Origin of the sequence: Microcoleus harperi Pol14_C6, from assembly GCF_036701295.1 — a bacterium.
In the GTDB taxonomy this organism is placed as follows: domain Bacteria; phylum Cyanobacteriota; class Cyanobacteriia; order Cyanobacteriales; family Microcoleaceae; genus Microcoleus.
On sequence record NZ_JAUBQN010000024.1, the window covers coordinates 89,938 to 103,527 of the forward strand.

The following is a 13,590-nucleotide window of genomic DNA, read 5'->3' on the forward strand; positions in this document are numbered from 1 at the left end:
TTAAGCATCTTGATTCATTCTTGTATAATGTCAAGTTCTGTAGGGTCGGGTTCGCGAGTTTTCTTAATTTTAAAGCCCACAGCTTTATAAACCCGCCCCCCCAGATAAGGACGAATCAACGGGACATGATATCACCTGTTAAAAGAAGAAGATTTAACGATCGCCCGCAAGGATTTTTCGACGGTTTGAGGGTCTTATTCACGCGCCCCTCACAGGCCAGACTTAATTCAGTATACCGAAATTATTGACTATCCATTTCATAGCTAGTCGCAAAGAGAGCGATCGTTCTTCTCTAAATTCTGGTTATTCTTCAGATAATCCCCTGCCTTCAGGCAACCGATACGTAAAAGCTCATCGAGGTTCATACTCCACAGCAAGGGTTTACGGTAATAGCCATTATCTTCGCCCCGCATCCAAGTAAAAATCTGCTGCCCATCAGAGTTGAAGCTAATGTTATTACCATTAAAGCTTCCATATTTAAAGCTTTTTAGCATTATCCCATCGCGGCTCCAAATGTTTACTACACTATTCTCATCAGCCGAGGCAAGTATCTCACCATTTGGGCTGAAACTGAGGCTTTTAACAGACGCACTGTGTCCTGATAAGCGATGCTTAAGCTTGCCACTTTGATAATTCCAGAGGATAACAGTGCTGTCATCGCTAGCTGAGGCAATTATTGAACTATGATGATTGAAAATTACATCCCGAACAGGACTTTTATGTTGTTTTTCAAGAGTTTTAATCAATCCACCTTTTAAGTTCCAAAGTTTTACGGTTTTGTCATTACTTGCCGAGGCAAGTATCTCACCGTCCTGACTAAAACGGACGCGATTTACTTTATCTAGATGTTTGTCTAAAATATGCAGTGCATGACCATCAAAATCCCACAGTCTCACTGTTTTATCATCGCTGGCAGAGGCAACTAGCTGACTGGTAGGACTAAAACTGACACTATTGATGCGATCGCGGTGTCCTTTTAAAGTAGCAACTATCTTTTTGTGTTCCCTATTCCAGAGTTGCACCACATCTTCAACACCGGAAACAGCAAATGTCTTGCCATCCGCTCCAAAATCCACACGTTCAACACGGTTCCCGTGTCCCTTAAGAGTTAGAAGCAGTGTACCGTCGCTCTCCCAAAGCTTGACAGTATTATCTTTGTCTGCTGTGGCAAGCATCTTACTATTTGGACTAAAATTGACTAAAGTAATTTTACTGTGATGTCCCTTCAGGAATTTGATCAGCTTGCCATTATTACTACTCGAAAGCTTTATTACATTATTCCGAGCGACAGAAGCAATTAGTCTTCCATCTTGACTAACACTAATTGGAGGAACGTCATCCCCGTCATTTTTTATAGTTCCCGTTAGCCCACCTTTTCTGTTGTAAAGTTTGACGTTATCCTTAGCTATCAATATAACGGTTGTGCGGTCAGGACTGAAACTAATTTTAGGAGAATCATCGCTATTATTTGCCAGATTCGCGATTTCTTTCCCGTCAATACCCCAAAGTTTGACAATACTAGAATTATTAACTGAAACAAGCAGTTGGCTGTCAAGGCTAAAACTAACATCAACTTCATAGAAGTTTTGCGGTAAAGTGGTAATCAAAGCCCCATTCCGCCTCCAAAGTTTCACATTGCGATCGGAACTCGTGGTAGCAATAATCTGATTGTTGGGGCTGAAAATCGCGCTATAAACTAGCCCATCATGCCCCTTAAGGGTGGGAATAACTTTTCCATTTCGACCCCAGAGTTGCACGTCATTGTAATTGCTGGGGACAAATAAAATCTGACTGTCGGGGCTAAATTTTACTTGACTTTTATCGGAAGAAGTCCGTCCATTTAATCGGTCACTAGACTTCTCAATTGTTTGAATCAGTACACCCTCGCGATTCCACAGCTTCACTGTATCATCCAAACTTACAGTAGCAATAAGCTGACTGTCAGGACTAAAAATAACTTCTGAAATCTTCTTTGTGTGACCTTGCAAAGTGCCGATAGACTTGCCATCATGGTTCCACAGCTTGGCTATATTGTCTTGGCTGACAGTCGTAACCAGCCGACTGTCAGGACTAAAAATTACCTTCGTAATACGTGCTTTGTGACCGGGCAGATTTCCAATTAGCTTGCCATCATGGTTCCACAGCTTTGCTGTATTATTTCTCTCTACAGTAACCATGAGATTACCATCAGGACTGACTTCGGGCAATGACGAATGCACCTCGAAGGTATTCAGTAATTTGTTTGTACTGTTCCACAGTTTTGTCGTCGCCTGAGTACCCATTAAAGCAATTACCTTACCGTCGCGACTGAAACTTACGTTTTCCATGCGATCGGCAAGTTCTATGGAATTTTTTACGGTTCCGTCGCTGTTCCAAAATTTCAACTGGTTATCATCAATAGAAACGGGCAAATTGTCAGGGCTAAGCCCGATAACATTGCTTTTATTAATTCCCTCTTCATGGAGATCCAAAGTCTCTGAATCTAGACTCACAAGTTTCACTACATTGTCCTTACCAGCTAAGGCAATAGTTTTAGTATCAGGACTCAAAGTGCCAGTTGTCGGAGCGGGCAGTCTTAAATCTTTCAACTGTTCAATTTTACTACCTCCTATCTTCCAAAGATTCCCTTGAAGATAGTGACCAACAGTAGCCAAAAACTTACCATCATAACTGAAACAAGCGAAAACAGGACTAGAAAAACCTGCTATATTATTAAATGTTCTGAGTAAAATACCATCAATTTTCCAGATTTTGATGGTATTGTCCCTACTAGCTACACTCAGAGTTTTGGTATCTGGACTAAATGCCAAGTCAAAAACGCCAGGACTATTTATAGATTGAAGTTGCTTGCCCTCTAAACTCCAGAGTTTGATAGTACCATCCTCACTAGCTGAAGCAATCCTTTGACCGTCAGGGCTAAAACGCACGATGTTAACAGTAGAATTATGCCCTTCCAGCTTTTCTTTCTGAGTGCCATCAATGTTCCAAAGTCTTACACTATTGTCCCGGCTAGCAGAAACAATCGTCTTACCGTCAGGACTAAATCGAATATTTGTCACCCAGTCTCTGTGTGCTTTTAAAGTTTTAATTAATGTGCCATTCAGACGCCAGAGGTAAATGTTACTATCCTTGTTTCCAACGGCAATAATTTGACTGTCGGGGCTAAACGCGACACTTGTAAATTCATTCCCATATTTTCCTTGCAAAGTAGGTTTTTTCTCGCTACCGTCGCGGTTCCAAAGCTTGACAGTTTTATCTTTACTAGCAGAAGCAATGTATTTGCCATCAGGGCTAAAACTAATATCTGTGATAGTATCGGTATGACCCTCCAATCGGTTGCGCTCTCTAACGTTATAAACAACCTCTTGCAATCTCGACACTACTTGATTCTTAGTACTCGGTTCGATTTTCCATCCGTGTTTAAGCTTTTTTCCAGCTTTTAAACCTTCTACCAACGCCTCTAACTCTTTATTTGAAGCCCACAGAGATTCGGAGTTGGCGCTAATTTGCTTGAGTTCAGCATTAGTTTCACCGATTTTTGCTGCCACTCCCAATACACCTGCTAGGACTGCGAGAACTGCCATCATAGCCCCGCCGGTCATCGCCAGTTTTAATTGACGTTTCAGCACCCGATTTAACTCAGCTTCACTTTGCTTCCTTTGCGCTCTTTCTTTTTCCAATTCTTCAATTAGTTCATTGTTTTTTTGACGGCGCACGAAATCAGCCAGATAATCGTGAACCAGTTGATAGCGATTGTCGGGAAAACTAGGTAACAGCAATACGAACCCCGACTTCACAAAAATTTCTAGAACTAATTCTAGGTGAGGGATATCTGTTAGTAAGTCTTCTAAACCTTTTTTTAAATCCTCACGAGTTCTGAGAGGGCGGGTACTATTTTCATCTGTTAGCAGCCACAAAACAAGTTCAGCAAGCTGCTTATTTTCTGAACCGCAATCTTTAATAACTTCTTCTAAAAATCTTCCTACCAGTGCTGCTTTTGGCCCTTTTTCTTGATATTGGGCTAGGGTCGTAATATTCTCAGATTGTAATTGTGCGCCCACAATTTGCAGTTCCACTGGACGCACCTCGTTAACTTCTCCTGCTAAATCTTTGACAAGTTCGTCAATCAAAGCAGGTTCTAACTCAAACTGAGTTCTTTCAGTTAAACTTTGAATAACTAACTTGGCCTCATCGGGCTTAAAGTTACCCAAGTAAAAAATAATATTTTTATCCAAAATATTATTATGAATCACATCAAAATTAGTGAATCGCGTACATTCTAATAAATAATGCAGGTAATCTTCTCGAAGCGAAAAAATTACTTTTACATAAGGGATATCTAAACAAGCGCGCAAAAAATCATAAAATCTTTTTCTTTCTACGCTGTCTTTACAAATAAAGAAAAATTCTTCAAATTGGTCAAAAATCAGAATAGTTAACAGATTATGCTCCGCATTTTTCCGTAACTGAGCGAGCAGAGTGTCTGTTAAACTTAAGGTAGCGGAGTCAAGCCGAACATCAGATTGGTCATCTTCTCTTTCTTCGATACTAAAAAGGGTTAAAGAAAATCCTTTTTGAATATTGACCAGTTCTTTTGCCAAACACTTAGCCAGTTCCTCAGCCCAATCTGCATAAACCTGTTGTAAAACTGGCAGAACACTGCGGGCATTTATCGGCTTTTGCTTCAAAGCAGGGATTAGTCCAGCCTGCTCGATCGAGCTTTTGCCAACCCCTGATTCCCCATGGATGATCGTCAGTTTGCAGTCATCTCGCTCGATCCGTTCCAGCAAGCATTCGACACTGTGCAACCGTCCCGAAGAGGCAATTTCCTGGGCAACTTCGTGTTGCGATTCGGCAGAGGGTAACGCTGGATTGGCAATCTGTTGTTTTGGCTGCAACCTCCCTGCACCGATGAAAGCTCGAAAACCAAACTGACTTTCGATCGCTTGTCGCTCTTGTTTAATATAAAAGGCATCGAGGTATTGTCCTTGTTGGAAATAGTCTTCTCGCAAACTTGTCAAAATCTGGATGTAAAGCTCAGGATCGTATTGAGGTTTGGTTTGATTCCTGGCAGTTTCTAAAGTGGCGATCGCCTCTGATACCTGACCGAGTTGCTGTTGTGCTTTCGCTAGCGAAAACAAATACCAACCTTGATGAAAAGAAAGTTCTAAATCCAATAAAACACTTTGTTCAGGCGATGGATTTGATATAGTCTCTGTAGCATCACTTAGTAGAATCAGAGCCTGCCGCGCCGCTTGTTTTGCCTCAATCCACAATGATGTAGACAATGCCACTTCAGCGAGAAAGCCATGAACTCGCGCTTGTCTGAATTGGTCGTAATGGGTTTGATGGAGAACTAAGGCTTTTTGCGCCACCAGCTCTAGTTCGCGCCAACGCTTCAGGCGATGCAGCACCTCTGCCAAGAAATTGATAAATTTAGCCGCTAAGTCGGGACGATTGGCTTGTTCAAAAGCCTCTATTGACTGCTGAAAATAGTCTCTGGCGCGATCGGCAGCTTGCTGATACTCCACGCGATGTCGTGCTGCATAATTACGCCACCACAGTCCAATATAAAATAGTAAAATTCCGCAACGTTGTCGATCGCCTGTTTGCTGCCACAAAGCCAAACTCTGTTCGTAATGCTGGCGAGATACAACATCGGAATTATCCGCGACTCGACCCAGGATAAATTCCAAACCAGCTTCCAACTCTGGATCTAACATTACCCCTCGACCTTGTAACTCTTCACGAGCTGACTTGAGTTCAGCACAACGCGCAGAACCCTTTTCAAGATCGAGTGCAGCATTATCTAAAAATACGTTTTCGCGAGAATTTAAAACCTTAGCAAACACCTCATCAACAGTTTGCCGAATCAATTGAATCAACTCGTCCACCGTCATTTGAAACTCCACCGTCGTTGCCCAACTGTGGAAATCTGGAATCAACCGAATCAGCTTGCACAGGATCGCATCTGTCACCCACAACACTACAGGAAAAGTAAAGTTGCGAAACTCCTCTCGAATCTGATTGGTCGCCCTCAAAACCGGGTCGATTTCGATCAGAGACTCCAGACCGACTATCATTAGTGCATTAGGCTGTTCTGCACCCAGTTCTTCCGCAATCCTGGTGTAGAGAGTTTGAACGGACTTTTCTAGCACCAATTCCCGAATCTGAACCGGACATTGTTCCCGCAACTGGTGCACAATTTGTTCCCGCAATGTTCTGTAGTTGCAAACGGCTAAAATTAAGGAAAACTCTTCTTGAAAGCAAGTAATTCCCCGGATCAGGGTTTTCAAAGACGCTTGATTAATCTGTATTAATTCGGGTAACGGATCATTCATCATTGCAACTCCTTTGCCTCTGCTAAAATAGGGTTGATATCAAACCAACTTTCATCTGCATCGCGATACTCAAAGACAAACAAACTCCGCAGTAAAGTTTGATATTCTTCCTCACCTCTGACAGTTTTTTGTTGCGCTACCAGCCGTAGCAGTTCCCATTCGTGGGGCGTGATTGCTTTACTCAGTTCGCTGCGCCGCTGGCTAATGACTCGCTCTACCAAATCGCGGGAAAAAGGCGGGTCGTCTTTTTTCATACAGCTATTAAGCAGCACTAACAAGTTTCGCACATGACCGCCACTGACTTGACAGAGGTAATCTAACGTTTCTGATGCGTCAAACACTTCTGAAATTAAGCTGCTGCGTTGCTCTGAATCTACATTAGGGAAAGCTCTTGCTAGAATCATTTTTCGGAGCAAAGCAATGCCTTCAGAGCATTGACTGCCACATCGTTCATGCACTCGCACCATCGGCAACAGTTGAGGATCTGAGCCAAAGCGATTAGTCAAATTTTCTTTGTCATTGGAGAAAGCAAGAACTAAGGGGACGGTGTAGACAACGTGGCACTTGAGTTTGTTCAGTTGTTCTCCTCGGTCAACAAAAAGGTACTCTGGTTGAGTTCTTCCTGATGACCTTGGCTTGTTATCAATCCGGTCTAGATTGTCAACAATCACAACCATTCCGGCTTGGCCTTGCTGCTTTAGCTGCTTTTGGGCGGGCTCAATTAGTTCCTGATTAATGGCTTCTAAAATATTATTGACTCGCGGCTCCAAGTGTTGTCTTAACAGAGAGCGAATATCTTTACTATCCTTGGCTTTTGTGGTTATTTCTCCTATTCCTACTGCTAGGGAAAACTTTCCTGGTTCTGCATTGATGCCGATATCGCCCACGACAGGAACTTTAGCTTTGATTCCGGTGACTTCTGAGTTTAAAAGGTTGGCAGCTCCTTGGAGTAAATACTGGAAACGGGTTGGTTGGAGTTGGATTTGAGCGGCCTCCAAACTGTGGCTCACTTGACGGGCGATCGCCAGTAAGATATCGCTGATATCCACATCTCCCATATCGAAGTCTTGAGAAGACTCAAAATAAACTACGTGGAAACTTTTTTGTTCTAGCTCTGCTTTTAGTCGCGATAATTCAGTGGATTTCCCGCAACCGATATGTCCGGTGAATAACTGACAAGTGGGCTCATCTTGGGAGAAGATTATAGTACGACCCAGTTCTTTGATCAGATTGCTCCCTCGCACTGCTGAAAAATCGATGTAATACTGTCGATCTTCAGGTTGGCTGATATCGAGAGTCCGGCTGGGATTGGATGCTTTAAAGAATCTGTGTAAATCTAGTATCATCAAACCGCTCAATTATATATTATGCTCGATTATATTCTGCATTTAGGTTCGCAGCACTCACTGGCTCGATGCTGCCTGTGTGGGGGCACTTACACCCATCCAACTCCAAGTGTCGAAAGTTACCGTCAGGAAATCGGGTGCTTTTGATTTGACTGTGGAAAAGGTATGCTTGCAGAGTATTCGTTGAAAACCCTGCCACACCCATTCACCATTTTGATGGTTACATTTATTGCCATTTGTCCAATAATGTCAAGTTTTTAACTGATTAGAGGCGTACCGATCGCAACCCCTTAAATGTGAATAGCATAAACAACCTGCGACTGCTGTCGCCGTCAATACCAGCAATTGTCAAAATAATCTTGTTTTTCTCAACTTGGATGGTTGTGTGGCTTCCCGCAGCAATTGTGCTGGCGATCGCCCTCAAATGGCATCCACCCCAACCCCTGGGAAACAAAAAACTACCTTTACTAGCTTCCCTCTACCTGATTGTGCCCTTCATTTTATGGGCAACAAGCTGGATCGAAAACACATCTTTTGCCCACTGGGGTTGGGATTGGCAACCCGCAGTTTTGATGTCATTAATGCGGGGATTAGGATTAGGAATAATCAGCTTAGTAATTTTATTCTGCCTGCAATTAACCGCAGGCTGGATCGAACTACAAATCGGGCAAAATTCCACCGAAACAGGCGAAAAAATAATTAATTTTTGGGGTTTAATTTTTAACCCTGCTAGTCTGCTGACTCTGTTATTAGCACTGTGGATTAGCGCCACAGAAGAGTTAATCTTTCGCGGCTGCTTGCAAACAATCCTCCAGCAAGATTACTCATTGCTAATCGCCGCAGCGCTCGCCAGTTTCATTTTCGCGATCGCCCATCTAATTTGGGCCGCCAATGAAACTCTACCGCAACTGCCCGGATTGTGGCTGATGGGGATGGTTTTAACATTAGCCCGCATCGCCGACAATGGCAGTTTAGGATTGGCGATCGGCATTCACGCAGCTTGGATTTGGGGTATAACTACCGTAGATACAGAAGGCGCAATTAAACCTACTTCTAGCGTACCAGAATGGATTACAGGAATCGCCGCCAAGCCGCTAGCAGGTGCAGCCGGAATTCTCCTACTGCTAGCAACAGCAGCCGTACTGTCAATAGTGATGGGTTATCAACCACCAACTTGAACGCGCAACAATCCAGAATTACCCGTTTCTTCTTCATTAAACATATTCCTTACCACCGCGCGCCAATGTTCGCCAGCAGGTGAAGTGTAACCACTGACTCGCAGCGGAATTTTGAGAGTTGTTTGACCGCAAAAGTCTACTGAAAATCGTTTGACTTCGCCTCCTCCTTCCAAACGAGAAAGTGCAGGCGGCAAACATACTTGCAGTAACAAACCCGGTTCGTAAGATTCCACTTCGGCAATTAGTTCAACAGTATCACCCGGTTGTAGAGAACTATTCGTTTTGCTCAATTGAATTTTGACTGGTATATCTGCGACAAAGGTACTCCAATCTTCGATCGCAATAGTTTTCATCTCAACTAAAGCTGTACCTTCCAAGAGAGCGATCGCCTCGATTTTTTGAGTGCTAAAAACCTCCTCTGATTCCAGGGCACGCATTTCACCTTCCTGCAGGGCATATACAGTACCATTCAAATTGATTCCCGCAGCTTGCAAAGCACTCATTAAGGCAATCATTCCTACCGAATCCACAGTAGAATATAAACTACCGCTGCCATTTAAACAGTTGGCAAGTTGGTTGACAGTATTTAAAGCCCATCGCAAATCGCAATTCTCCCCCGCCATTAACAAAACTGCCGCACAGTAAGCTTGTTCGCTGCGGTTGATGACGTTATTCTGATGCGTTCTTTTTTTAGTTTTTAGGTAACTGCGAGCATATAACAAAGCTTCATTTCTGGTTGAAGCAAGCCCCATGAAAGAACGGTAAGCATCGCGACCGTTGGCAATTTGAGTTGGTATAATTGGCAAATGATAGGCCGCGGCAGCACCTTCACCAATGGCGATCGCGCTTCGCAACGCAAACTCAAGTTCCCGATCGCTCTTAACTGCTGCTAAACCAAATAAAGACTCGCCAGTCGTACTTAAATCGCATAGATATTGGGCAGCTATTCTACCCCAATAATTATCTGCTTGAGCATTACCAGTCCCTGTTTGTGGAGGGTATAAAGCTAATCCTTTTCCCGGCAAATACATCTTTTGTTCTCGCGCCACTCCAGCTATAATTACATCGCGCAACTTCGCCGCATTGCCTCCTGCTGTTAGAGAAGCAACCGCAGCTAGAAGCTTAGCAGCCGTTTGTTCGCAGCAGTGATGTTCGTAATTAATAGTTGCATCGCACAGCAAGTTAAAAGGCTTTTCTAAACAGGATAAAACTCGCAATTCCAATACTTGGTGCGATCGCAAATCAAAAGTTTCGCCAGCCCGCAATAATTGAAAGCGCTGTGCCACTTCTTGAAACTTACCGAGTTCACCAACAGTTCCCACGCAAACATCATAATCCTGAGTAACTAAATCCTGCACTTCGGCACGCCACTCACCAGGCTGTACTTCAAAAATTACCTTAGCTTGATTGCCTTGATAAGTACAGGGTGCGATTTGTTCCGCATCCAATAAACTGAATTCAATCGGCACACCGTTACAAAATAACCGCAACCAGAATTGCCCGCTAGTACACTTTACGTATAAAGTTGCGGGACTTTTATCGCCCGGATAAATGAACTTAGGTAGCTTAAATTCAGCCCAAATAGGTAGGGAAACCTCCAAATGCTGTTTGACACTGCACCATTCTTTACCCGACTGAGACAAAGCAAATGCTTCAATATTATAGGAAGTAATAGCATCGGGTAATTTGAAACTAACCTCAGCCTTACCCAATTCATCGGTGCGAACAATACCGCAGTAAGCTACATCAGCAAAGTCAGTCCGTGGCAAGAATTTTTCATTAGCGCGATCGGGCAAATCTACCAAGAATATGCCACTCTGCTCTCTCGGAAGAAAACTTGCTTGAATCGCAGCACCGAAAGCCACTACTTCATTTGGGTTAATGCTCTGCTGAGGTTCTTTATTCAGTATTTGCCTGACTAATGCTTGAACTGCTGGAATTTGGGTAGAACCGCCAACTAAAACAACTTCATCAATTTGAGATTTGCCAAGTTTGGCTTTGCGCATGGCGTTTTCTAGCGCGTTTTCTACGAGGATGCGGTAGCTATCGATCGAATCCGAGCACACTTCTTCAAACTTGGCGCGCGTCAAAGTCGTGGACAAGTGTTTTGGCTTGTCTGGAGTCGCGGTAATAAACGGCAAGTTGATTTGGGCTTCGGTAACTCTCGACAGTTCAATCTTGGCTTTTTCTGCTGCTTCTGTCAGACGTTGCAGTGCTTGTTTGTCTTTTCGGAGGTCAATTCCTTCGGATCTTTGGAATTCATTCGCGATGAAATCGACAATTTTCTTGTCAAATTCATCACCTCCTACATGAGCCTCCTCGGCAGTAGCTAGCACTTCAAACACGCCATCGCCAACTTCTAGAATGGACAAGTCCAACGTGGTACCACCGAGGTTAAATACCAAGATGGTTTCGTTAGACTTTTTATCCAACCCGTAAGCTAAACACGCCGCTGTAGGTTCGTTAATGATTCTCAATACTTCAATTCCAGCAATTTTGCCAGCCTCTTTGATAGCTTGACGTTGAGCATCATTGAAATAAGCAGGAACTGTAATTACGGCTTGATTTACTTCTTCCTCCAAGTAGTTACTAGCCTCGTCAATCAGTTTTCGGATAATTTCCGCTACTATTTCTTGGGGTGTCAATTGTTTGCCTAAATTCTGACAATTAAGATCAATATCACCGTTAACAGTGGTAACTTGGTAAGGTAGTTGACTGGCTTCGCGGAGGACTTCATTATATTTGCGTCCGAGCCACTTCTTGAGAGAATGAAAAGTATTTTCTGGGTTGAGTGCAGCTTGACGTTTAGCTTCCTCACCTACAAGGCAAGCTCGATCTTGAGTATAGGCAACCACCGAAGAAATACTAGCGATCGTCGTAATTTGACCGTACTTCTTAATAGCTACCTTTGAGCGAGTTGCACCCAAGTCAATGCCGACTACGTTGCTGCTTTTGAAACGACTCCATTCTGGGTGTTGTGTGAGGTTTTGTGTAATATAGCGCGAAGTTGCCCAATTACTTACTTCTTGTAACTTTTCCTGGAGTGAGGCGGCGAGACTTTCTTCAGGACTAGCACCTGTTAAACGGCTATCCCGCACTCGCAGGTAAACGGCTGCGGCTTTATCGGCGGTAAGACTCAGTTCTACGGTTGCGCCCGGACTAGCAGTTGCAGGCGCGCTTACAGCTAGCTGTGCTGTTGAAGGAACAAGTAATGTTGACCAACCTTCCCAAGCTTTATCTTCTATCCAAGCGGCAATAGCTATCAAACCTATAGGTGCGGGCACTTCAATATCTATTTCGTGTCCAGAAACGACATCGCCTAAGTCTTTTTCACAGCAAACATTTCCTTGCAAATCTAATATTAATAACCGCGCTGCTTGTGCTCCAACCATCCACCGCAACGGCGTTTGACGGTTGGCAGGTGTGGGGTCAACAATCATCACGGGGGTATTTTCCACCTTGCTACTTTCACACCCAGACACGTACCAGCCATCATTCATATCGGGCTCTGGGGTATTTTCCACCCTGCTACTTTCACTCACATACAGTCCCCGCACTAATCTAGTTTGCGGTTGCGGCATCATGCTTACTCGCACTTCTCGCCCTAAATTTGAAAGGAAAGTTGCACCTCGGTCTATCTGTTGAGAACCTGGAATCACAACTGTCGCCACTGCATCGAGGTAACTGATCCGCAATTCTAATCTTTTAGTAGTGAAAAATGGTAAATTGAAATTAGCGTCATAAATGCCAACTTTGACGGGTTCTAGTTGCTGTTCACCTAGTTTGTGTTCTCCAATCCACAATTCAACTTGTATGGGTTGGTTAAGCGGTTGATTAAAACGCTCGACTTGCAGGCGACAATTTAAATTATGTTCTTGCAATTCATGGCTTTTTAGGGTAGCTTGCAAAGGTGAGAGAACATATTCAGCTACAGTGAAAGACCATTCCAATTTATTATTTTGATATTCCCAGTCTTCCGTGTCTTTCAGGTAAACTCGATAATTCCCTACAGGAAGCTGAGACAGTTCTACTAAGGTGAGTCCCTCTGCCCCTAACTCGATTTTTTGAGTGCGGTAAACGCTCCAATTTTTTTCGATCGCTAATTCCACAACTGCCTGTGATGTTGCATCCTGACTTTTTTTTATTAACCAGTCGGGGGCTATGATGAGTAAACGTACCGAGTCATGAATTGCTTGATAAATTTCCTTGTCTGGTAGCAATATATGGGATTTTTTAAAATGTTGTATTTGCGGTTTGATCTTAAAACCGGGAAATATCTGACCGTTCGGCACTAAGGGAATAGTGCGCCGTTGTGGTGGGCCGTAAAAGTTTTCTAGTGCAATTTGATAATTTTTATAATTTTTGGATGGTTGGGAATCGATGAAGGCGAAGGCATTCCCGACTAACATTCGAGCGGCATAGTAACGAGCCAGTTCTGGGTCGGTAACATGAATATTTAAATTAGACATTGCACTGTTTGAGGTGAATAAAGTGTGTTTTTATATTGGCTTAGCTTGGTTTAAAAACATCAGTGGGAGGTTACTACTTAAGGAGGAGAGTTTTCCCTATAACCCTTATTAAAACGAAATTTGAGTTTTACAATTTTTACGTTATAGTTAAGAATTGCCTTCACACAGTAGGCTAGATGGGGTGCATCTCACTTTGGCACATACATCAAATTGAAAGTTGACCGTTGAGATAAGCACAGCGAAGAGCCAGGATAGA

General features: G+C 43.4%; 4 protein-coding genes and 1 pseudogene. 1 reads left to right on the forward strand and 4 read right to left on the reverse strand.

Features of this window, described 5'->3' with window-relative positions:
* Positions 1-263: 263 nt before the first annotated feature.
* Entirely contained in the window at positions 264-6,344 is a 6,081-nt protein-coding gene (locus tag QUA27_RS17210) for an NACHT and WD repeat domain-containing protein (protein WP_333069273.1), read from the reverse strand.
* Entirely contained in the window at positions 6,341-7,687 is a 1,347-nt protein-coding gene (locus QUA27_RS17215; protein WP_333069275.1) for a P-loop NTPase fold protein, read from the reverse strand. The genes QUA27_RS17210 and QUA27_RS17215 overlap by 4 nt, the downstream gene beginning before the upstream one ends.
* 296 nt (positions 7,688-7,983) lie before the next feature.
* Between QUA27_RS17215 and QUA27_RS17220 the strand changes: the two genes are divergently transcribed.
* Positions 7,984-8,865, forward strand: coding sequence for a CPBP family intramembrane glutamic endopeptidase (locus QUA27_RS17220; RefSeq protein ID WP_333069276.1), 882 nt, complete (start codon positions 7,984-7,986; stop codon positions 8,863-8,865).
* Here QUA27_RS17220 and QUA27_RS17225 read toward each other — a convergent pair.
* Together QUA27_RS17225 and QUA27_RS17230 are read right to left on the reverse strand one after the other, a co-directional pair.
* Positions 8,850-10,670, reverse strand: a complete 1,821-nt coding sequence (locus QUA27_RS17225) for an alpha-2-macroglobulin family protein (RefSeq protein ID WP_333069280.1) — start codon at positions 10,668-10,670, stop codon at positions 8,850-8,852. The genes QUA27_RS17220 and QUA27_RS17225 overlap by 16 nt on opposite strands.
* Positions 10,659-11,861, reverse strand: a pseudogene (locus tag QUA27_RS17230) (Hsp70 family protein); the annotation flags it as partial. The pseudogene QUA27_RS17230 and the gene QUA27_RS17225, both read right to left, overlap by 12 nt.
* Positions 11,862-13,590 lie beyond the last annotated feature (1,729 nt).

What these genes read in the sequence shown, in the direction of transcription:
- QUA27_RS17210 (WP_333069273.1), bottom strand. Translation starts at nt 6,344, where the DNA reads ATGATGAATGATCCGTTACCCGAATTAATACAGATTAATCAAGCGTCT.
- QUA27_RS17215 (WP_333069275.1), bottom strand. Translation starts at nt 7,687, where the DNA reads ATGATACTAGATTTACACAGATTCTTTAAAGCATCCAATCCCAGCCGG.